The 21516-nt window shown below is 27.1% G+C and carries 23 protein-coding genes; 19 read left to right on the plus strand and 4 right to left on the minus strand.

Annotated features, from left to right (window positions below; all coding sequences use genetic code 11):
• The 4 genes from IMK15_RS00320 to IMK15_RS00335 all read right to left on the minus strand — a co-directional run.
• A partial coding sequence (locus tag IMK15_RS00320; RefSeq protein WP_192941473.1) for an MFS transporter occupies positions 1–581 on the minus strand: 581 nt, incomplete at its 3' end.
• A gap of 11 nt (positions 582–592) precedes the next feature.
• Complete coding sequence (rho, locus tag IMK15_RS00325) at positions 593–1846, minus strand: transcription termination factor Rho (protein WP_192941474.1); 1254 nt, start codon at positions 1844–1846, stop codon at positions 593–595.
• Positions 1843–2448: a ribonuclease H family protein gene (locus IMK15_RS00330; protein ID WP_192941475.1), complete on the minus strand. Its 606-nt coding sequence runs from the start codon at positions 2446–2448 to the stop codon at positions 1843–1845. The genes rho and IMK15_RS00330 overlap by 4 nt, the downstream gene beginning before the upstream one ends.
• Positions 2449–2457: 9 nt before the next feature.
• Positions 2458–2670, minus strand: coding sequence for a heavy-metal-associated domain-containing protein (locus IMK15_RS00335; protein ID WP_192941476.1), 213 nt, complete (start codon positions 2668–2670; stop codon positions 2458–2460).
• A 136-nt stretch (positions 2671–2806) separates the two neighbouring features.
• Between IMK15_RS00335 and IMK15_RS00340 the strand changes: the two genes are divergently transcribed.
• The 19 genes from IMK15_RS00340 (at position 2807) to infB (ending at position 21515) form a co-directional block, all read left to right on the plus strand.
• A complete protein-coding gene (locus IMK15_RS00340; protein ID WP_192941477.1) occupies positions 2807–3454 on the plus strand; it encodes a JAB domain-containing protein in 648 nt (215 codons plus the stop codon).
• Positions 3451–3963 carry a PSP1 family protein gene (ricT, locus tag IMK15_RS00345; RefSeq protein ID WP_046328734.1) on the plus strand — a complete coding sequence of 171 codons (513 nt, stop codon included), beginning with the start codon at positions 3451–3453 and terminating at the stop codon, positions 3961–3963. Before IMK15_RS00340 ends, ricT begins: the two co-directional genes overlap by 4 nt.
• Complete coding sequence (locus tag IMK15_RS00350) at positions 3964–4542, plus strand: methyltransferase (protein ID WP_192941478.1); 579 nt, start codon at positions 3964–3966, stop codon at positions 4540–4542.
• A 181-nt stretch (positions 4543–4723) separates the two neighbouring features.
• On the plus strand, positions 4724–6847 hold the full coding sequence (locus IMK15_RS00355) for a transcriptional regulator (RefSeq protein WP_192941479.1): 2124 nt from the start codon (positions 4724–4726) through the stop codon (positions 6845–6847).
• A gap of 20 nt (positions 6848–6867) precedes the next feature.
• The gene (locus tag IMK15_RS00360) at positions 6868–7287 is read left to right on the plus strand and encodes a hypothetical protein (protein ID WP_046328732.1); all 420 of its coding nucleotides are present in this window, start codon (positions 6868–6870) and stop codon (positions 7285–7287) included.
• Positions 7277–8065 (plus strand): hypothetical protein, encoded by a 789-nt coding sequence (locus IMK15_RS00365; protein WP_192941480.1) that lies wholly within the window; start codon positions 7277–7279, stop codon positions 8063–8065. Before IMK15_RS00360 ends, IMK15_RS00365 begins: the two co-directional genes overlap by 11 nt.
• Positions 8066–8297: 232 nt before the next feature.
• Positions 8298–8702: an FHA domain-containing protein gene (locus IMK15_RS00370; protein WP_192941481.1), complete on the plus strand. Its 405-nt coding sequence runs from the start codon at positions 8298–8300 to the stop codon at positions 8700–8702.
• A 12-nt stretch (positions 8703–8714) separates the two neighbouring features.
• Positions 8715–9200, plus strand: a complete 486-nt coding sequence (locus IMK15_RS00375) for an FHA domain-containing protein (RefSeq protein WP_052727692.1) — start codon at positions 8715–8717, stop codon at positions 9198–9200.
• Positions 9188–10966 carry a hypothetical protein gene (locus IMK15_RS00380; RefSeq protein WP_192941482.1) on the plus strand — a complete coding sequence of 593 codons (1779 nt, stop codon included), beginning with the start codon at positions 9188–9190 and terminating at the stop codon, positions 10964–10966. The genes IMK15_RS00375 and IMK15_RS00380 overlap by 13 nt, the downstream gene beginning before the upstream one ends.
• A complete protein-coding gene (locus IMK15_RS00385; protein WP_192941483.1) occupies positions 10957–11550 on the plus strand; it encodes an RIO1 family regulatory kinase/ATPase in 594 nt (197 codons plus the stop codon). The genes IMK15_RS00380 and IMK15_RS00385 overlap by 10 nt, the downstream gene beginning before the upstream one ends.
• On the plus strand, positions 11507–13696 hold the full coding sequence (locus IMK15_RS00390; RefSeq protein ID WP_192941484.1) for a hypothetical protein: 2190 nt from the start codon (positions 11507–11509) through the stop codon (positions 13694–13696). Before IMK15_RS00385 ends, IMK15_RS00390 begins: the two co-directional genes overlap by 44 nt.
• A gap of 29 nt (positions 13697–13725) precedes the next feature.
• Positions 13726–14253: a septal ring lytic transglycosylase RlpA family protein gene (locus IMK15_RS00395; protein ID WP_052727691.1), complete on the plus strand. Its 528-nt coding sequence runs from the start codon at positions 13726–13728 to the stop codon at positions 14251–14253.
• A 183-nt stretch (positions 14254–14436) separates the two neighbouring features.
• Complete coding sequence (locus IMK15_RS00400) at positions 14437–16896, plus strand: AMP-binding protein (protein ID WP_192941485.1); 2460 nt, start codon at positions 14437–14439, stop codon at positions 16894–16896.
• Complete coding sequence (locus IMK15_RS00405; RefSeq protein ID WP_158500360.1) at positions 16896–17066, plus strand: hypothetical protein; 171 nt, start codon at positions 16896–16898, stop codon at positions 17064–17066. The genes IMK15_RS00400 and IMK15_RS00405 overlap by 1 nt, the downstream gene beginning before the upstream one ends.
• Positions 17053–17202 carry a hypothetical protein gene (locus IMK15_RS00410; RefSeq protein WP_158500359.1) on the plus strand — a complete coding sequence of 50 codons (150 nt, stop codon included), beginning with the start codon at positions 17053–17055 and terminating at the stop codon, positions 17200–17202. The genes IMK15_RS00405 and IMK15_RS00410 overlap by 14 nt, the downstream gene beginning before the upstream one ends.
• Before the next feature lie 78 nt (positions 17203–17280).
• The gene (gene rimP, locus IMK15_RS00415) at positions 17281–17721 is read left to right on the plus strand and encodes a ribosome maturation factor RimP (protein ID WP_226869142.1); all 441 of its coding nucleotides are present in this window, start codon (positions 17281–17283) and stop codon (positions 17719–17721) included.
• Between the two features lie 3 nt (positions 17722–17724).
• Entirely contained in the window at positions 17725–18810 is a 1086-nt protein-coding gene (gene nusA, locus IMK15_RS00420) for a transcription termination factor NusA (RefSeq protein ID WP_192941486.1), read from the plus strand.
• A 1-nt stretch (position 18811) separates the two neighbouring features.
• A complete protein-coding gene (locus IMK15_RS00425) occupies positions 18812–19060 on the plus strand; it encodes a DUF448 domain-containing protein (protein ID WP_046328723.1) in 249 nt (82 codons plus the stop codon).
• On the plus strand, positions 19053–21515 hold the full coding sequence (gene infB / locus IMK15_RS00430; RefSeq protein WP_192941487.1) for a translation initiation factor IF-2: 2463 nt from the start codon (positions 19053–19055) through the stop codon (positions 21513–21515). Before IMK15_RS00425 ends, infB begins: the two co-directional genes overlap by 8 nt.
• Position 21516 lies beyond the last annotated feature (1 nt).

Here is a 21516-nt window from a genome sequence, read left to right on the forward strand (position 1 = left end):
CTTACATCAGGCAGATGTTCTTCATGCTTTTTAATTTTACCAAGTGGTTCAAATGTTAGTATCATAAGGATAACTAGAATTGTTAACACTAGAAAATACATGGGTAAAAAGTTAAGTGAGTATTTTGCACTTAATGTTCCTAGTGTATATGAGGCTATGGCGTATGATATTGAGCCCATACCTCTAGCGAAACCAAAATTAACTTTGTAGCCTCTATTCATATATTCAAATATGAAGGGATACATAAAAGTTTGTACATTTAAAAAACCACATAAAGCTATTGTATAGCTAGTGTATAGTATTAGTGGATTATCACTTATTATCATTAAAATTATTGCAAATACTGGAACAATTAGTGATAGCAAAATTGAACTTCTAACTGTAAAGAATTCATACGTGTCTATCAGTTTAGCTAAGTAAGGTTGTATTATTACTGATAGTATAGAAGCTATTGCTAAAATCGTTCCTATTGTTGAAACTGGGACGCCCTTAGAGCTAAGGTACGGATTTGCAAATGAGAATATTGCACAAAAACATGCCCAATAGAACATTTGCATTAATAAATATTTAAAAGTTTTCATTTATTACCTCTTTACATTAAATCGTATTTAATATTATCTATTAATTCTTTATTTGTAGGATATTTCTTGATTAAATCAAGCATGTATTTAAGGGCTTCAGCTTCATTACACTTCATTAATTTTTTTCTTAAAGACCATATAGCTTCAAGTTCTGATTTAGAGTATAGTAATTCCTCTTTTCTTGTTCCACTTTTTAAGATGTCTATTGCAGGGAATAGTCTTAGTTGTTGTAGGGTTCTATCTAAGATTATTTCCATATTTCCTGTACCTTTAAATTCTTCAAAGATAACTTCATCCATACGGCTACCAGTTTCTATTAGAGCGGTTGCAATTATTGTTAAACTACCACCATTTCTAATATTTCTTGCAGCACCAAGGAATTTTTTAGGCATGTATAGGGCTTTTGGATCTATACCACCACTAATTATTTTCCCGCTAGAAGGGATTACTACATTGTATGATCTTGCAAGTCTTGTTAAGCTATCCATTAGTATTAGGATATTTTTACCTTTTTCAACTTCAATCTTGGCAGCTTCTAAAACTTTTTCCGTAACTTTTATATGTATACTAGGGTCTTCATCAAAAGTTGCAGAATAAACTTCAGCTTCTTTAACAGTTTCTTTAATGTCTGTAACTTCTTCTGGACGTTCGTCTATAAGGAGTATCCAAACATCTATATCTTTATTGTATTTAATAATATCGTTTGCAAGGGTTGTAAGTAGGACAGTTTTACCACCTTTTGGTGGAGCAACAATTAGACCTCTTTGTCCCTTACCTATTGGAGAAATTAAATCTATTAGTCTAGAAGAAACTTCACCTTCACCAAGATTAATACGTTCATTAGGATATGATGGAATTAATTCATCAAATATTGGTCTATTTAAAGCTTTATCTATTGTATCACTATTTATGAATTCAATTTTAATAAGACCATAATTTTTTTCTGTACCTATAGGTACTCTAATTTCACCACAGATAATATCACCTTGTCTTAGGGCAATTTTTCTAATTTGTGAAATAGAGACATAAACATCTGCATCAAGTCCAGTATTTCTTAAAAATCCGTAACCGTCATTTAATATATCTAAGGTACCAAAGGCATAAAGTTTACCTTGTTCTTCAGCAAGTTTAACACAAAGGTTATTTATTAAATCTTCCCTAATCATCGATTTATAGTTTGGGATATTATGTTTTTTAGCTAATTCTCTTAATTTTGTTGTTTTATAGCTCAATAGTTCATTCAAAATTTTTACCTCGACTTTCATTTATGAAATCCCAAATCAGCTGGATTAATATCACCAGAAATTCTTTTTAAAACACCATTTCTGCTTACAAATTCATTATACAGCTTATTGGTACGTTGTATTAAATTGATGGTATCACCATCAATATTGTTTTTGTTATATATACAATGGACCCAGTAGTCTATAACAAGTTTACTATCGCCTAAAATATTTTTAATATCATATTTTAAGGCATATTTTAAGGCAAAAAAAAGACCAGTTAGCTCACCAAAATTATTTGTTCTTGTAGGGCCAACTTGATAATTTCCAAATTTGTTTATTAAATTATCAGGTAACACATAATGGAGTAGAGAATTTTTGTTTACATCAGTAACTCTAACTTCAACTCCTATACCACGTCCAGTTCCTGCATCGAAATAGATAGCATCTTTATTTAGACTTGAGTAGTCAATTTCTTTTTTTTCATAAGTACAACCATTTTTTATCCATTCATTTGCAAGTTCTAGTGTATTGAATTTTTTGTATCTAGAATTCTTTTTTGAGATAATTATTTTACACTTATCCCAGCTGTCAACAATTCCAGTTTTTCTTTCATCTATTAAATAATATGCATAAAAAGCCATTGTTCTCCTTTATTTTATATCAATTAAATTATAGTTTCCAGCAGATTTTATTACTGATTTTAGAGTATCTGTAGATATGGCAGAATTTAATTCAAGTTCGATTGTATTATTTTCTAAATCTATTATTGCATCTTCGACTTCAGGAAGACTAAATAAATTTTTTGATATTTTTTGTGCACAGTCATCACAAGTCATACCAGTAACTGATAATATTTTTTTCATTGTACACCTCCTTTATACAGGGAATTATACCATACTTATATCAAATTAAAAAGTGATATAGTAAAAATTACTAAAATATGTTAGAATGAATGTATGAAACACCCCATATTTGCTTTAAGTTTAAGGGGTTGGGTAAATGAATATAACGGAAAAATTTTTGAAATATGGTAGTACAAGTTTAGAACAGAGCGAATTACTAGAAGTCCTTCTATATCTTGCAGGAGTTAAAAATGCACAGACTAAATCTAAAAAATTATTAGAAAAATATGCTGATATATACAATATACTTGCAGTGGATAATAACTTTATTGAAAATGAAAAAGGAATAAATGTTAAATTTTTAATTTTAAAGAAATTAATAAATGATTTTTGTAGCGAAATACAGTATTATAACCTGAAAAGTAAGGGTGAAGTCTTAAACAAGGTAGATAAAGTTATAGAATTTTTTAAAAAGAAAAGTACATATATGAATAACGAATATTTTAATATACTTTTTTTAAATATTAATTATGAGATAATTTGTTATGAAACGGTATCTAAGGGAACTATAGATAGAAGTATAGTTTTTATGCGTACTTTAATATCAAAAACGATATATTGTAATGCTAAAAATATAATAATAACTCATAATCATCCATCTGGTAATATTAGACCATCACAAGAAGATATTAAGATAACGCATAAAATACTAGAAGGACTTAAGTTATTTGATATAAATTTAATTGACCATATTATTGTAGGAAAAAATGATTATTTTAGTTTTGTAGAAGGAGGTTTATTGTGAAGGTCTTGAATATACGTTTTAGAAAGACAAAGAAAGTATATCCCTTTATTGTACAAGATGAAGGTAAGTATTCTAAGGGAGATTACGTAATTGTTGAAACAATAAGAGGAGATCAAATAGGAACTGTTATTAGTAAATCTGAAATACAAGCAGGAACTGATGAAGTTTCTGATGATATAAAGATAAGGGAAGTAAAAAGAAAATTAAGTGAAAAAGAAATTAAAACATTAGATGAATTAGATAAAAAAGCAGATGAAGCCTATTTTAAATGCAAGAAAATTGTAAAAAAGATTCTACCAGAAATGAATCTTGTTATAGGTGAATACACATTTGGAGAAGAAAAACTAATTTTTTACTTTACAGCTGAAGAAAGACTAGATTTTAGAGAATTAGTAAGAGAAGTTAATAAGGCATTTAATAGAAGAGTAGAATTTTATCAAATTAAACAAAATGATGAAGGAAGAATACTTAATGCATTTGGTAGATATGGTAAGGAGCTATATTGGTAAATGATAGAAAAAATTGATGAATATGAAATTGACTTAGATAGAAGCAACTTTAATATTACAAATGATGCTATTACACTATTTAACTTTATGATAGAAGATGATATAAGTCGTGGTAGCATTTTAGAAATAGGTCCAGGAAGTGGATATATTTGCCTTAAATTGTATAAGTATAATAAGGATATTACGGCTATTGAAATACAAAAAGAAGTCTTTGAAGTATTAGAAAAAAATATAAGGAAAAATAGTTTGGATATTATTTGTTTAAATGAAGATGTGTTAAAACACGATAAAAAATATGACCTCATTGTTACAAATCCACCGTATTACAAGATAAATAGTGGTAAATATCCTAAAAGTGATATAATGAAATTTTCTAAATTTGAATTTTTGCTATCCCAAGAAGCACTGGTAAGCAAGATAAAATCATTATTAAAAGATGAAAATTCAAGGTTTTATATGGTATATCCTATAGAAAGAAAAAATGAATTAGTAGCTAATTTAGATAAAAATGGATTAATTATTAAAAAAGAACTAGAAAAATCTCGACTATACTTTATATCTGGTTCACTTAAAAAGTAAGTTTTTAAAACTTACTTTTTTTTGATTAAAAAAATTAAAATGCTTTTGTAATAGAAAATATTATTACTAGAAAAAATATAAAAATTTTTTTTAAAAAAGTAATGAAAAAAAATCAAAAAAAAGTTATGAAAAAAATTTTTTTTGAATATAATAATATCAAGAAGCAAATATGGGAGGGATTATGGAAAAAATATCGCAGACAAATAGAACAATATTGTTCGAACAAATTAATCCTGATAAGCTAAATTTATTAACTATAATCGGGGAAACAGAACTTCAAAATAGCTTAAGTGACGACATGATAGAAGAGATTAACAAAGAACTATTAGTAGAAAGCTTTGATGATTTCTTAATTAAATTTGAGCCTACTATATATAGTTATTTTGATGCAAATAAAAATAAGGTATGTTATACACTAGAAAAAGATGTAAATATACCTAGTGAATGTGTGACAGAGATAAGGCTTGGAAAGGATAATGCATTTTTTAGAATGCTATTAGCCTTATTAGATGCACGTAATAATAATAAAGTTAAAAATGTTAACTTTAATTATACAGATATATTAGAGTTGTTATCACCTAAGAAAATAATAGAGAATCTAAAGCAATCACGAAAAGAAATAAATTATCTTTACGATAAGTATGAGAATTTAGATGATAAGAATCCTGAAAAAAAGGAAATTGGTGATAAGTTAAATTATGCGTTTTTAGAGGCATCTAAAAACTATAACAATGTACTTTCTATGTTACCACTAGCAATAGAGGATATAGAGGTTAGATTATCACTAGATAAGTCTAATAATCCATTAAATAAGCTTGATAGGATAAAGCCTGGGCTATTAACAATAGCTGAAAATGGTAGCCTTGAAATTACAGAAATTAATACAACTTCTAATCTTTTACAAATTGAGTCAAATCAAAAAAACACAGAAAATTTAGCTCAACTCTTTATAGACGACTATAACGAAACTGTCGAGTATAAGAGTGCATATGTAGCTAATTTAATATCAAGATCTTATGTTCCAAATAGTGTTACATTAAATGAATTAGATATTGAAAAAGAAATTACAAATTACAATTCATACCTTGAGATATATAAGCAATCACAAGATGACTTTATAACCATATCAAAAGAATTAGTAAAAAAGGTATTAGGTATTAAAATTTTCTTTGATCAATACAACACGAAGTATAAGCAAATGAAACCTAAACTATTAATTACAAACTTTAAAGTAGATTTACTGATGAATCCTAAAAGCAAAAAGGCATTGGCAATATATTTAAATACTGTAAATAATAAGAATGATTTTACAAATACTATATGGTTTGGAATATTACCTAATGTTAATTATGACGTAAGTATAGAAAATCAAAAAATAAAGAAAAAGTTTATGGGTAGCGATACGGAAGAAATTTTAGAAAAGAATAAGTTTAATGATATTTTAAATATTGCAGACTTATTAGAAAAATACAAGATACAACTATTTTTCAACTTCCAAGCAAGCGATAAAACAGATTTCAAAACTTTTTCAATAAATGGTGTTGAAGAGTACAAGAAAAAAACTATGGTTTTAGAAGATAAAACATATTCTGAATACCTTATACCAGTATTTCCAAACTTTACAATAATACCTAAGAATAAGTCTAAAGTAACTATAGGAATGACTAAGGGTGATGAGAATAAAGAGCTATTCTATTACATTAATGGACTATACATAGATGCAAGCTATGCAGCAGCTGGATTAATATCAGCTTATCAATGTCCAGGATACCTAAAAGATAGGTTTAAAAATGTAAATCCTAGCATACCAGGAGTTAGAATAAATATTGAATCTAGCGAGAATAGTTTTGAGATAAAAACAACCTTACCTAAGGAAATTTCGGGATATACAGTTGATATTAAAAATAGTATAAATGAGGCTAATTATGGTTTTGTATTTGCAAGTGAGAATGCAATATATAACGGGAATGTTGTTGATAATGTAACTGTGTATAAGGCTAGAAGTATGAATAAATCTGGAGGATATAACTATGAACCTATATACAAAACATTGACGTGTACGTATATAGAAAGGATTATGAGATACGAAACAACAGATTTTAAAGAAGATAGGCTTAATTTCTTCTTTAGCTCAAGTCCTAATAGTACTAAAAGTTTATGGTCAAAAAATTCAATGTATGTAAATGCAATATTAAGAGCTGAAGATGATATGACATATTCAATAGACTCTAATACATGCAGTTTAAATTTAAGCTTTGCAGGTGATGTGAAGCACTTGAATCTTATGATAAATTCTAAAGAATAAATTGAAAGGGGGTGATAATAATGGGGTTTAAAGTAGTGATAAAAGGTAATAACGATGAAATAGTATTAGAAAAAGATAGAGTATTGGATGTAAGGTATATATCTGATACACCTAATGACTCTAATGCTAGGGCAACTGACCTAAATGTTAGTCTTGAAATAAGCGGTAAGGTAACTAATGAAAAGGATGATATGACCAAAAAGCTGTGTTCGTGGTCATTGGTTCCATCAGAGTCACAAGATGCATATAAGGATTTAACATTTGAAGTAGTTTCAGCAGGGACAGTTATCAGAAAAGTAAATTTACCTAATATATTCATAGTTGATTATGAAGAAAGTTTCAATGTAAAAAATGGTACAGGAGTATTTAGAATTTTATTGAGACAGAAAAAAGAAAAAATTAGTTCTATAGCTGTAGAAGGTGGTTATAGTGCAAACTAGTTTTTCAACAAAAATACCCAAATTTGAACATTATGGGTTAATTACAAGTGATAGTTTAAATTTAATAAGCTTTAATCTAATAGACTACATAAATGCTAAGTACACTTCTTCAAGTGATGGTGTAGTATCTGGGTTTGAAATTAAATATATAGGAGATGAAAATACTTTTTTAATTAAAAAGGGTCTTATAAAAATAAATAAAAAGATATTTTGGCTAAATTCAGACTTAAAGATAGATTTACCAACGGATGAAGGTAGATATAAGTGTATAGTTGATGTCAAATGCAATAATACAGAACTATACTTTTCAAATGTGATAAGTTTAACTCTAGTTAAAAGTGATGAACAAGTAGAAAATGAATTCTTGTTATTTGAAGTAATTTTAAGACATGGTGCACAAATACGTGATGAAACAAACTATTTTGAAGAATTTAGAGATGAATTTAATGCAATAAGTTTAATTAATCAAAAGTATAGTGCGAGTAATAGTGAATTTTCAACACTATCACCCATAATCTTAAAAAAATGGGCATATACTGCAAGTCAAAAGCTTAGATTAGAAAATATTGATTTAAATTTTATCTTTCTATGTTTAAACAGCATAGTTAAGAAAGAGCTATTAATTGCATACTTAGAAAATAAGCTAGGGATTTCTATTAATATTAACGAAATTACAAACAGTGAGATAATAAAAAAATTAGCAAGTATATTAAAGGGTAATATGAAAAAGGAAAAGAAGGAAAAAGAGGATTATGAGGAATCTTTTTATCTTGAATAGAGTTTTTAGGTATATATTTAAAAATGTAAAGTCTAAAGACATAAAAAAAATCACTATTAGGAAAAATTTTTTAAAACCTGAGTATACAGTAGTAATATTGATGATTATTATTGTAATAATATACGGCTTAATTTCACAAAAACCTAAAAATACGTTCTTGTTACTTCTAACATTTTTCACAATGTATAATAGCGTTTATGTGTTATTTATAAATAAGGTTATTTCCAAAAAAATGGAAAAAGAGATTTATGAATTTGATAAACGCGAAAAAGATAAAAAAAGAGAGTTAATTAGAAAGAAATATAATATTAATGAAATAATAGTCTTAGATGATTACGGCGATGATAAGCATATATATAAGGTATTGAAGAATGAATACGTTATAGGTAAAAATTCAAAAAGTGCCATTGTGGATATAGACCTTACAGATCAAATAAATAGTGATTTTGTAAGTAGGAGACACGCAAGAATCTATAAACAAGACAATAAGTTCTATGTTGTGGATGAGGGTTCTAAAAATGGTACGGATATAATAAAAACAAATAATAGGAAAATTAATTTAATAGCATTTAAAGGTGAAAATATATTGGTAGGAGATATTATACATATTCATGGTATAAAAATACTCCTAAATTAAAAGGGTATAATTATGAAATTAGAAAGATGTAAAAAAGGTCATTTTTATGACAGTACAAGTATAAAGTTTTGTCCTTATTGTGAAAATACAGTTAATAAAACACAAGACTTATTGGAAACAGATGAAGAAAGAGGAACGGTTGCATACATTCCTATAAAAATAGTTCCAGTTGTAGGTTGGCTTATCTGTATTGAAGGAATAGAAAAGGGTAAAGACTATAGATTAGTTGATAAAAGGAACTTTATAGGTAGTACTGAAGATATGGACGTATGTATATTAGACAAAAAAATAGAAAAAACTGATAACTTCATTATCACATACAATGAAAAACAAAGAGTTTTTGTAATTTCTCCAGGTCAAGCAGGTAATATTGTATACTTAAATAAGAAGGCAGTATATGAAACAACACAACTTGAGAACTATAGTTTAATAGAAATAGGCGATACAAAACTTGTTTTTGTTAAATTTTGCGGAGAACATTTCGTATGGAACATGTAGTTTTAGAATGTCTAAATACAGAGTTTATTGAAAATGAAAGTTCATATTTTGGTTATCTTGAAAAAGATGGAATAGTAGTATATATTTATTCGAAGGTAAAAGAAAATGAGGAAGTAGATAAAATATCAAAACAAATAGTGGACAACATTGCTAGTAAGTGTATAGAAGAAGATTTAGAGTATAACCCCAAATTTATGATGTACATAGTAGAGAGTTTAAATATGGATTACAAGAATCTTGAGGTTCTAACTATTATTCAAACAAACGCTAATACATTTAATGCTGTTATTCTAGGAGATATCACATTAAAGTTATTTAGAAATGATGTAGTAGAATTTGAAGCTATTAATCAAGGGGGGACTAAACAACTTGATGGATATATAGTAGAAGAAAAAGCACTTGAAAGTGGAGATGTACTAAAATTATTCTCAAAAGAACTAGCATGTCTTACTATTAATATCAAAAAAACAAGGCAAATAGATAATGCCACAAAAAATAATAAAAAATGGTTTAAAATCTTAACAATCAGTTTCATTTTTCTTTTCTTTATTATCTACATAATCTTTAATTACTGGACGATAAAAAGATATGAAAACAAAATAGATAATATTAATAATGACCTTAAAATATATATAAAAAACAATGAAGTTCAAAATATAAGTATAGAGTTAAAAAACTTAGAAAAAGTATATAAAAATTTAGACAAAAAACTATTTCTAATTATACCACGCAAAAAAGAGGTAAAGTTCATTGATGATAAGAATAAAATTAAAACTTTAAGATCAGATGTTGAAGTTTTAAAAGATGTAAAAGATAAGATGGACTTAGCTAAAAAATGTGTAGAAAAATATAAATTCCCTAATGCTCGTGAGTTATTTGAAAATATTTCTCGTAGTCATACAGAAATACTAAATATTGATAACTTAAAAAAAGAAGCCGTGCTTAATATATCAATGTTGAATGATTTAGATAACATAGATAAAAAAATTGATGAAGCTACTGAATTATTTAACAAGTTTAAGTTTAAAAAGTCTAAGACTATTTTTGAAAGCGTAGAAACGATATGCTTAAAGTATAAGATAAGTATAAGTCTTAAGGACAAAATACAAGAGTGCGATGAAAAGATAAATGAGATATTAGAAGAGATAGAAGCACTTAATTTAAAAGCAGAAGAAAACAAGGAAAAAAATGTAAATTTAACTTTGAATAGTTACTTTGAAATGCTAAAACGTTATGATATGTTGGACGACGAATTGAATAGTATGAAGATTAAGGAAAAAATCAAAAAACTTGAAGAGGTCAAGGAGTTTGATAGGAGACATGCTATTGAATTAAGAGCCGAAGCAATTAATTTGAATGATAACTATAAATGCAGAGAAGCTCTAGAAGCAATGTTAGAGTCAAATCTAATATTTAAAAAACACGGTTTATTAGAAGAGCTTTTAATAAATAGTGATCATATCAAAAAAATAAAGAAAACAATGAGAGACGAATTGGAAAAAAGTCAAAATAATAATAATAAAAAAGAAAGAAAGGTAAGTAATAATCGGGAACAAATCATACGTAGCATTAATTCATGTATACAAAAAGGCGATAGTTGTATAAAAGAAGATAATATAGATGATGCAATAATAGAATATCAAAGAGCTATACAATACTGTGAAAAAATAAATTACACTGGTGATAAAGTAGATAAATTAAAGAAAAAACTAGCGTATGCAATAAAAAAATCAAAAGGAAGCAAATGGTGGCAAATATGGAAATAGGAGTTAGCGACACGTATGTAAAAATATCAAATGTTTTTATCTTTGACGATCATGTTATAAAAGAATACTATCACAGATATGATTTTGTAGACCATATAGTCAAAAATGAAACTGATATAAATATGAGGTTATTAAACTTAGGTATTTCATTCGTACCTAAACTATTATCAGTTGAGAAAAATATGCAAAAAACTAAATTAGCATTTAAAAAAATTGATGGTAGAACTCTTGCATCTTTAAAATTCTCATATATGGAGTTTGAAGAAAAATTTAAAATTTTCATGAAGATTCTGAATATGGTTAAAGTTTTACATATTAATAATTTGATTCATAATGATTTAAGTTTAGCAAATTTAATGCTAAATCATGATAAAGAGGTGTATATGATAGACTTTGCTCTATCCACCTCTTTTAACAAAAAAGACAGTATAAATGACTTAAATTCATTAACGTATATAGGTTATAAGATATTTAATGTTAAATTTGATGTTAAAGCAGATGATATACATAATTATATAAGGAAAATAGGTGAAATAAAATATGAGTTACTATACAATAGAGGATTTAAAGTTAAAGACCTATGATAAATTATATAAAATAGCTATAAATGAAAAATTAATTAATATATTTGCAAGTGATAAAACCAAAAGTGAGCTTATAGACCTAATACTTCTATATAGACAAGATAATACAGAAAAAAAGATTTTGACTCTTGATTATGAAGGATTTTTTAGACTTCAAGAACTATTTGACAAGAAGTTAAGAGAACTACCTATTGAAGCAACAGATATTCAAGTACCATATAATATAAAGATATTTGAAAATGCAGATTTTAGTGAGGATGACAATTACTATGTATTAGTTTCTAAAAATTTACATATTTCAACTAGTATTTGTATGATAACAGCTGACAATGGCTATGTTTACTGTATATTAAGTTTAGTAGAAGATACTAAATATGAAGATAAGGTGTATAGAAAGTATAAAATAAATAGTGAATATGTTGAAAGATTAAACTTTGATTGTGAATACTACAAAAACCCAAAAATGTACTTTTTTGAAAATACTATGGGGGATATTATTAGAAATATATATTTCAATAAAAGAGTAGATGTAATACCAGAAAAGATACCCTGCTATAGCATAAAGTTGTTTGAGCTTAAAGCAGAAAAGTTAAAGGAAGTTAAAAGTCCTTTTCCCATTCTATTTATTGATAATAAGGTGTACTGTAAGTATTTTACTAAAGATTTTTTAATGTATATTCATAAAATACAAAATAACAATTTTTTAATAGACTATTTTGAAAATGCAAAAGATAGGGTGCTGGCAAAAGAATTAAATTTTTATGCTAGTTGTTTTCAAGATATGTCTACATTTTTTTTAGATATAAATTCTAATATAGAAGTGTATGATGACTATTTGCAAAGTAAAATAGTATCAAAAAAGCAACTTGTTAATCAGTTTATAGAATATTTGATAAAAAAAATATGTGCATACTCTAAATGTAGGTATACCAAAATATATAGCATAGGACTAAATATACAAGATGATAGATTTGTATATATTGATTTACCATTTGTATTGTCATATTCTAAGATAAAAAGGCTTAATAAGACGTACAAAAGTGAGAAGTTTTTAGCGATTGTTTCTGAGTTTGATAATTTAAATATATCAGAAAATCAATTTAATATATTTGAAAAAGATATAAACTACGATATTACAGTTAATACTAATATTAATACCGTAAACTATAACCTAAACTTTAATACTTTAATAAAAGAAATAATCTATTTATTAAAATTAAAGTTATTAAAAATTGATATATCCATATGCTCTATAAACGATTTAATAAAAAAAATTGATAGTATAGGCTATAGGGCAGTAAAGGATGATTTATTTAAAGATTATGATGATATAGAAGCTAAATTTAGTACGGATTGTTTTAAGTATCAAAATCTAGTATCAGAAAAATATCATGAAATAAAGAAAAATTATTATACACTATTAAATGAGGCATATGATGAATTAAATAATTATCTAAATTGTAAGAGTACAAATTTAGAAAAAAATATGATAGAGTATGTTTTATGCCTTGAGTTATATAACTTTTTAAATAATTTTTTTAAAAAGTTTACTGTAATTGAGTTATTGAAGAGATATAAGGGTGTTTGTTTAATGGGTAAGATAATTAAATCAGAACTTTTCTACAACCTTTTAAAAGAATTTATACCAGGTAAGATAATAAAATACACTGATGTAAATAATGATAACTATGAATACATACTAGAGTTAATATATGAGTACATAGAAGATGAAGAGTTGGCTAAGATAAAGCTATTAAATAACATTACTTATGATGTAAGGGCGTATATAATAGAGGCAACTAACTTTAAAGATGTATATGAGGTAGTATTAGATACAACAAAAACAGATATAGGGTATATAGACAAATTAGATACTGTTACTAAACTTGATATAAAAATAAAAGACAGTGAAATGGATATTGTATATAGTCTTAATTTGGATTTAAAAAAAGAGTTTTATGAAAGAGATGAACTTGATACAAGACTTAATCAAGAATTTTTAGATAATATAGACAATGCGATTATTCGTATATTTTTTATATCTAAAGAGATGAAAATCTTCTATAAATGTGCAACGAGGTACGATGATCAGGTGTTTGTAACGGATGAGTATATGCTGAAATTTGACACGGATTTGAAATCGTGATATACTTTAACCACAATAAGGAGGTGTAAATGAAGAAATTACTTACTATTTTCTTTGTTTTATCCATATTTTCTACAGCAAGTTTTGCAAAAGGATCAAAGCATAGAAATAAGGAAAGTAGTCAATCATCAAACATTAAAGCCGATATAATTAAAGAAATTATTAAAAAGACTTATATCGACGATGGTGTTTTTAAATCCTTAGAGGAATTAAAAAATGACCAACCTGCAAATGTTGATACTGATGTTTCAAGAAGTTTTACTCACTATCAAGCGGGAACTGCATCATTTTATGGTGAAAAATGGAACGGAAGAAGAACATCGAATGGGGAAGTATTTAACACACGTTTATTAACAGCTGCACATAGAACATTACCATTTGGTACTTTAGTAAGAGTTACTAATCAAGCAAACGGTAAGTCAGTGGTTGTAAGAATCAATGATAGAGGACCTTTTAAACAAGGTAGAGTTATTGACCTTACAAGAGCAGCATTTGAAGCAATAGAAAGCGTACAAAGAGGTCTAACTAGAGTCAAGTTAGAAATTATAAAAAGATAATTGGTTGGTAAAACTGTTTGTACTTGTATAAGCAGTTTTAAATGAATTGACTATTAAAAAGGGCGTAGTATTACGCCTATTTTTATACCACCTCATATAACGCTTGTTATATTTCATTGTTAATTTAAAAAAAATATAGTATAATATGTTTAACTACCAAATGAAAATTGAAAGGAAGTATGTATGTTTTTAAATAAATCAGACAAATTAGCAATAGTTGAGCCAAATGGTAATAAGATAAACTATACACAAATGGTTGGCTATGTTAAATATATGTCAAACAATGTTTTCAAAGATGTAAAAGAATCGAAACATATTTTAATAATTTCAGAAAACAGAAAAGAATGGGTATTTAGTTTTTTTGCAATATGGGATAGAAAAGCTATACCAGTTGCACTAGATGCAATGAGTAATGATAAAGAAATTATGTATTTCATAAATGATTGTAATCCTGATGCTGTTGTTGTATCTAACGGTACAAAAGATATGGTTAATAAGGCATTAAATAACTTAAATCTTAGTGATATAAAGGTATATAACCTAGATGACTATACTCTTAGTGTTGTTGAAGATGAAAGAGTATTAAATACTCCTGAAATGGATGATGTAGCTGTTATGATATATACATCAGGTACAACAGGTAATGCAAAGGGTATAATGCTTACATATGCGAATATTATTGGTGAAATAAAGGCATTAAATTCTATAGATGTAGTAGAACCATCTGATCAAATGTTATCAATTTTACCTTATCACCATATATTGCCACTAATGGCAACTTGTCTATATGAATATTACTATGAAAATATGAATAGTGTTGTTATAGTAGATAAACTAAATAGTCAAGAAATATTAAAAGCATTAGCTGATAATAATGTAACAATATTTGTTGCTGTTCCAAGAGTGTATAAGCTTTTCTACAAGACAATTAAAGATAAGATAAATAGTAGTATGATAGCTAGATTCATGTTCTTTATTGCTAAAAAAGTTAATAACAAGAAGTTTTCAAAAATAGTATTTAAAAAAGTTCATGATATTTTTGGTGGACATATGAGAACCTTTATAGCTGGTGGTGCAAGATCAGATACTGAGATGATAGAGTTCTTTGAAATCTTAGGTTTAAACTACTATGAAGGGTATGGATTATCAGAAACAGCACCAGTTGTAGCTGGTAGTGTTAGACCTAATTTTAGAATAGGTACTGTAGGAAAACCTCTACCAAGTGTTGATATACGTATAATAGATGGTGAACTTTGCTTAAAAGGACCTATGGTTATGAAGGGATACTATAACAAGCCTGAAAAAACAAAAGAAGTCTTTACAGAAGATGGGTGGTTTAGAACTGGAGACTTAGCATTAATAAGTGATGATGGTTTCATTACTATTATCGGACGTGCTAATGCAATGATAGTTCTATCAAATGGTAAGAATATAGATCCTGAAAAGATAGAAAATAAGATTTTAGAAATGTCTAATGAAAAAATAGCTGAAATTGGTGTATTTGGTAAGAATGATAAGTTGTCAGCTGTAATAGTTCCTGCAAAGCATATTGCTAATATTACAACCTATGTTCGTGATATTATACAAATATATAACAAGAATGCACATAATTATGAAAAAATATTAGAGTATAAATTAGTTGAAGAAGAATTACCTAAGACAAGGGTAGGTAAATTAAGAAGATTTATGTTACCAGAAATATTTGGTGGAAAAAGTAATGAGAAAAAAGAAATGATAAATGAACCAGATACAATGGAGTATAAGGTACTTAAGGGATATATTGGTAAGTTAAAAAATACTGAAGTGGGACCAGATGAAAATTTTGAAATAGAAATTGGACTTGACTCATTAGATCAAATGGAGCTATTATCATTTATAGAAAACAGTTTTGGTGTAAAAATGGATGAACAACTTTTATCTAAATACCATAATTTAAGATTGTTATCTAAATATATTTCTGAGTTATCAACAAGTTTTAATGAAAGTACAATAGACTTAAGTGATATAATTAAAAATGCACCATTTAAGAAATTAAAAGACAGTGTTGGACCATTAATTGCTAAACCTGTATTGTGGCTTTTATTTAAAATATATTTCAGAATGAGTATAAGAGGTAGCGAAAAGATAAAAGATGTTCCTACAATATTTATTGCAAATCATGAAAGCTTTGTAGATGCACCAGGAATTATCCAAGCATTACCTAATGCAATACTTAAAAAGACATATTTTTATGCATTAGAAAAATACTTTAATTCTCCAATTATGAAAGCTATTTCAAATCATGCGAATATAATAAAGGTAAATATTGATAAAGATATTAAAGACAGTGTTGAACAAATGTCTAATGTGTTGAAACAAAATAAGAATATATTCATATTCCCAGAAGGTTCAAGAACAAAAGATGGAAATGTTGCAGAATTTAAAAAGATATTTGCAATAATAGCTAAAGAATTAAATGTTAATATACAATGTATAGGAATAAATGGGGCATATGAAGCGTTTTCAAGATTTAGTAAATTTCCTAAACCTAAGAAAATATCTGTTGATGTTTTAGATTCAGTTAGTGTTGAGAATAAGACATATGATGAAATTGTGGACGAATGTCGTCAAATCTTTATTAACTACAAGAAAGGTAAAAAGTAATGAAGAAAAAGCACTTTATACTATCATTAATTGAAATCTTGTTTGTAATATTTGCAATATTTTTTATCTACAACAAGATTATGTATATAGTTAATGTTTCAAGAGTTGAAACAGAAAATGTATGTTCAAAATTTAAAATAAGGGATAAGAAGTTTTATGAAAATAAGTGAAGAAGAATTAGAAAAAATGATTTTAGACGCATATAAAAAGGAAAAAGGTATTATGTGTGGCTGTGAAGAAATATCATATGACGAATATAGAAAGTACAAAAGAGCAGAAATATTAAAAAAGCTTGAAAAATGTTAGGCGTTTGTGATATAATTGAAATAACAACTGAGGGAGTGGACATTATGTCCACTCTTTAATTTAGTAAGAGGTGAAATTTTGGAGGAATTAGAACTTAAGTTACAAGAGATATTATCCAAGAATAATATTGAACTTGTAGATGTTGAATTTGTAAGAGATGGTTCATACAATTATCTAAGAGTATATATTGAAACTGATAACTTAGATGAGTGTGAAAGAACTAGTAAATTAATTGACAGTACTTGTGATGAGTACATTAAAGAAAAGTATTTTTTAGAAGTATCAACACCTGGAATTGAAAGAAAGTTGAAAAAAGAAAAAGACTTTAATAAATTTAAGGGTTACAAAGTCTTAATTAAGACTAAGAGTAATATCGATGACAAAAAAAGTTTTATAGGAATACTAAATGGTATCAAAGATGGTAATGTTATTGTTGATGATACTGCTATACCTTTATCAAAGATAAAAACAGCTAAAACAGTTTATGAATTTAATAATTTAAAAGAAGTGGAGGAATAAAAAATGAAAGCTAAAGAACAGGGCATATTCTTAGCAGCTTTAGATGAACTTGAAAAAGAAAAGGGCATAGATAAAGAAGAATTATTAGGTGCTGTAGAAACAGCCTTACTTGCAGCATACAAAAAGAATTATAAAGACGCTGAAAATGCTTATGTTGAAATAAATAGAGAAAATGGAGATGTAAAAGTTAAGGCAATTAAAAAGGTAGTTGAAAAAGTTGAAAATCCTGCAACTGAAATTTCACTTGAAAATGCACTATTACATTCAAAACGTGCTAAAGTAGGTAGCGAAATTAAAGTAGATATTAATGCAGAATCATTTAAAAGAAATGCTATACAAAATGCTAAACAAATCGTAATACAAAAAGTAAGAGAACATGAAAAACAAAATGTGTATAATAAGTTTAAATTACTAGAAGATAGTTTAGTTAAAGCATTAGTTAAAAAAATGGATGAACAAAATAACTTGTACATTGAAATAAATGGTACTGAAACAATAATACCTAGTAGAAATTTAAATCCTAATGATCACTTTGTGCAAGGAGACTTAGTATCTGTATATATAGGTAAAGTAGAAGAAGGAACTAAGTTTACAAAAATAGAGTTTTCAAGAAATTCTGAAAAGTTTTTAGAAAAACTATTTGAAAGAGAAGTGCCTGAAATTGCAGCAGGGGATATAGAAATAAAGTCAATTGCAAGAGAAGCAGGTAGTAGAAGTAAGATAGCCCTATACTCACCAGATGTAAATTTAGATGTTAAGGGTGCTTGTATGGGAACAAATAGAATGAGACTAGAAGCAATACTATCAGAATTACAAGGTGAAAAAATAGATCTAATAACTTGGGATGAAGACACAAGAAATTATGTAAGTAGTGCTCTAGCACCAGCTAATGTATTCTCATCAGAAATTGTTCAAGAAGATAATGAAATTATTGCGAGAGTATGTGTAGATAATTCTCAACTATCACTTGCAATAGGTAAGAAAGGACAAAATTCAAGATTAGCATCAAAATTATGTAAAGTTAAAATAGATATTAAAGGTTTAACACAAGAAGAACAAGATGCAATTTTAGCAGGTAATGAGGAATAAAATGGAACCAATTAGAACTTGTGTTTTAACAAAAACAAAGGCAAGTAAAAAAAAGTTAATACGTTTAGTAAAAAATGATAAGGGTAAGTTTGTCATAGATGAAAGACAAATAGTACAAAAAAGAGGAATATACATATTCCCATGTGAGAAAATTTTAAATATCATAACAAAACAAAAAAAGTATGATATAGATGAAAAGTCGATTGAGAAAATAATTGAAATAATAAAGGTAGGTGGAATGGATGAGTAATAGAGTTTATGATTATGCAAAAAAGTTTGCACAAGATACAACAACTTTTATTAAAAACCTGACAAATATGGGTATAAAGAATAAGACAGCGTTGAATAAGTTAGACGAAAAAGAAATAGAACTTATAGAAGAAAATATGCCTAAAATTTTGGAAGAACAAGTAAAGAAAGATTCAAAAACTATTGTTGTACAAGAAAAGAAGATTTTTGCTACTCCTAAAAGAAAAGAAAAAAATAAAAATAATAATGGTGGAAATAGTAGAGAATATCATAAATGGAATACATACAAGGAAAGAAATACTAAAGACTCTAATGATAACAAGAGAGGGGCAAAATTAAATAATAATTTTAATAAGCCTAAATTTAATGATAACAACAATAACAATAATAAAGATGGTAGAGTTAGAAAAGACTTCAATAAAGACTTTAATAAAGACTTTAATAATAACAAACGTAAGCCAGTTGAAAATACTAAATCTGAAGTTGAAATGCCTGAAATAGAAACATTAACAAAAGCATCAAAATCAGGTAAACAAAAGCCAAAATTTGATAAGAAAAAATATGAATATGAAAAGAAGGCTAAAGAAGAAGAAAGAAAATTAAAAGAATTAAGAACAGACTTTAGAAAAGATAATACTAAGAAAAAAATAAAGAAAAAAGAAAAAGTAGTTAAAAGCGAAGTAATAAAATTAGATGATACATCTGGAGTTTTAAAAATAAAGGGTGAATTAACAGTTAAAGAATTAGCTGATAAATTAGGTATTACTTCTGCAAGTATAGTTTCAAAATTCTTTATGCAAGGTAAAGTTTTAACAACTAACGCAATACTATCTATGAGTGAAATTGAAGAAATTGCACTAGATTACAATGTATTAATAGAAGAAGAAACTGAAGTTGAATTACCATATGGTGAAAAATATGAACTAGAAATTGTAGATAAACCTAATGAATTAGTTCCAAGAGCACCAGTAATAACAATAATGGGTCACGTTGACCATGGTAAAACTTCATTATTAGATGCATTAAGACATACAAATGTAATTGCAAATGAAGCAGGTGGTATAACACAAAGTATAGGTGCATATCAAGTTACATGGAAGGGTCAAAAGATAACATTTATTGATACACCAGGGCACGAAGCGTTTACAGAAATGAGAGCAAGAGGTGCAAATATTACTGATATTTCTATACTAATAGTTGCTGCTGATGATGGTGTAAAACCACAAACAATAGAAGCTATATCTCACGCTAAAGAAGCAAATGTCCCAATAATCGTAGCAATTAATAAGATTGATAAGCCAGGGGCTAATCCTATGAGAGTAAAACAAGAACTTATGGAATATGGTCTTGTTACACAAGAATGGGGTGGAGATACAGAATGTGTTGAAATTTCAGCAAAACAAAAAATTAATCTTGATTCACTACTTGAAACAATATTAATTACAGCAGAATTACTAGAACTTAAGGCAAATCCTAAGAAAAGAGCTAAAGCAGTTGTAGTTGAATCTAAACTTGATCCTCAAGTTGGGATAATAGCAGACGTATTAGTTCAAGAAGGAACTTTAAAGATAGGTGACATCTTTGTTGTAGGTGGAACATTTGGTAGAATAAGAAGTATGATAGATGATAAAGGTAACAAGATAACTAAAGCTATCCCTTCTATGCCAGTTGAAATTACAGGATTTAATGATATACCTGAAGCAGGTGGAATGATATATTGTGTTAAAAATGATAAACAAGCTCGTAAGATAGTAGATGACTATAACGCAAATAGAAAATTAAATGATATAGATGCTAAAAAACATATATCACTTGAAAGCTTATCAAAAGAATTAGAAGATGAACAACTAAAAGAATTAAAATGTATAATAAGAGCAGATTCAAGAGGATCTGTTGAAGCATTGAAGGAATCATTAAATAAATTATCTAATGATAAGGTTGCAATAAATATTATCCAAGCTACTGCTGGTGCAATAACTGAGGGAGATATAAAATTAGCTGAAGCATCAAATGCAATAATAATAGGATTCGGTGTTAGACCAACTAATACTGCAAGAAGTGAAGCAGAAAAAACAGGTGTAGAAATTAGAAACTATAATGTAATTTACCATGTTACAGAAGATATAGAAAAAGCTATGAAGGGCATGTTAGATCCTGAATATAGGGAAGTATACCATGGACGTTTAGAAGTTCTTAAAGTATTTAAGATTTCTAATGTAGGTAATATAGCTGGTTGTATGGTAGTAGATGGTAAGATTACAAATCATTCAAAGATTAGAGTATTAAGAAATGGTATAATAATCTTTGATGGAGATATATTAGCATTAAAGAGACATAAAGATGATGCTAAAGAAGTTAATATGGGACAAGAATGTGGTATAAGTCTAAAAGACTTTAATGACATTAAAGAAAATGACATATTAGAAGCATATATTAAAGAGGAAATTGAAAGATAAT

Origin of the sequence: Sneathia sp. DSM 16631, assembly GCF_014892235.1 — a bacterium.
Taxonomy (GTDB): Bacteria; Fusobacteriota; Fusobacteriia; order Fusobacteriales; family Leptotrichiaceae; genus Sneathia; species Sneathia vaginalis.

What these genes read in the sequence shown, in the direction of transcription:
- IMK15_RS00330 (WP_192941475.1), bottom strand. Translation starts at nt 2,448, where the DNA reads ATGGCTTTTTATGCATATTATTTAATAGATGAAAGAAAAACTGGAATT.
- IMK15_RS00410 (WP_158500359.1), top strand. Translation starts at nt 17,053, where the DNA reads ATGAAAATAAGTGAAGAAGAATTAGAAAAAATGATTTTAGACGCATAT.
- IMK15_RS00405 (WP_158500360.1), top strand. Translation starts at nt 16,896, where the DNA reads ATGAAGAAAAAGCACTTTATACTATCATTAATTGAAATCTTGTTTGTA.
- IMK15_RS00355 (WP_192941479.1), top strand. Translation starts at nt 4,724, where the DNA reads ATGGAAAAAATATCGCAGACAAATAGAACAATATTGTTCGAACAAATT.
- IMK15_RS00350 (WP_192941478.1), top strand. Translation starts at nt 3,964, where the DNA reads ATGATAGAAAAAATTGATGAATATGAAATTGACTTAGATAGAAGCAAC.
- IMK15_RS00395 (WP_052727691.1), top strand. Translation starts at nt 13,726, where the DNA reads ATGAAGAAATTACTTACTATTTTCTTTGTTTTATCCATATTTTCTACA.
- IMK15_RS00370 (WP_192941481.1), top strand. Translation starts at nt 8,298, where the DNA reads ATGGAAAAAGAGATTTATGAATTTGATAAACGCGAAAAAGATAAAAAA.
- IMK15_RS00375 (WP_052727692.1), top strand. Translation starts at nt 8,715, where the DNA reads ATGAAATTAGAAAGATGTAAAAAAGGTCATTTTTATGACAGTACAAGT.
- IMK15_RS00425 (WP_046328723.1), top strand. Translation starts at nt 18,812, where the DNA reads ATGGAACCAATTAGAACTTGTGTTTTAACAAAAACAAAGGCAAGTAAA.
- IMK15_RS00390 (WP_192941484.1), top strand. Translation starts at nt 11,507, where the DNA reads ATGAGTTACTATACAATAGAGGATTTAAAGTTAAAGACCTATGATAAA.
- IMK15_RS00335 (WP_192941476.1), bottom strand. Translation starts at nt 2,670, where the DNA reads ATGAAAAAAATATTATCAGTTACTGGTATGACTTGTGATGACTGTGCA.
- IMK15_RS00400 (WP_192941485.1), top strand. Translation starts at nt 14,437, where the DNA reads ATGTTTTTAAATAAATCAGACAAATTAGCAATAGTTGAGCCAAATGGT.
- infB (WP_192941487.1), top strand. Translation starts at nt 19,053, where the DNA reads ATGAGTAATAGAGTTTATGATTATGCAAAAAAGTTTGCACAAGATACA.
- IMK15_RS00380 (WP_192941482.1), top strand. Translation starts at nt 9,188, where the DNA reads ATGGAACATGTAGTTTTAGAATGTCTAAATACAGAGTTTATTGAAAAT.
- rho (WP_192941474.1), bottom strand. Translation starts at nt 1,846, where the DNA reads ATGAAAGTCGAGGTAAAAATTTTGAATGAACTATTGAGCTATAAAACA.
- IMK15_RS00385 (WP_192941483.1), top strand. Translation starts at nt 10,957, where the DNA reads ATGGAAATAGGAGTTAGCGACACGTATGTAAAAATATCAAATGTTTTT.
- IMK15_RS00360 (WP_046328732.1), top strand. Translation starts at nt 6,868, where the DNA reads ATGGGGTTTAAAGTAGTGATAAAAGGTAATAACGATGAAATAGTATTA.
- nusA (WP_192941486.1), top strand. Translation starts at nt 17,725, where the DNA reads ATGAAAGCTAAAGAACAGGGCATATTCTTAGCAGCTTTAGATGAACTT.
- IMK15_RS00340 (WP_192941477.1), top strand. Translation starts at nt 2,807, where the DNA reads ATGAATATAACGGAAAAATTTTTGAAATATGGTAGTACAAGTTTAGAA.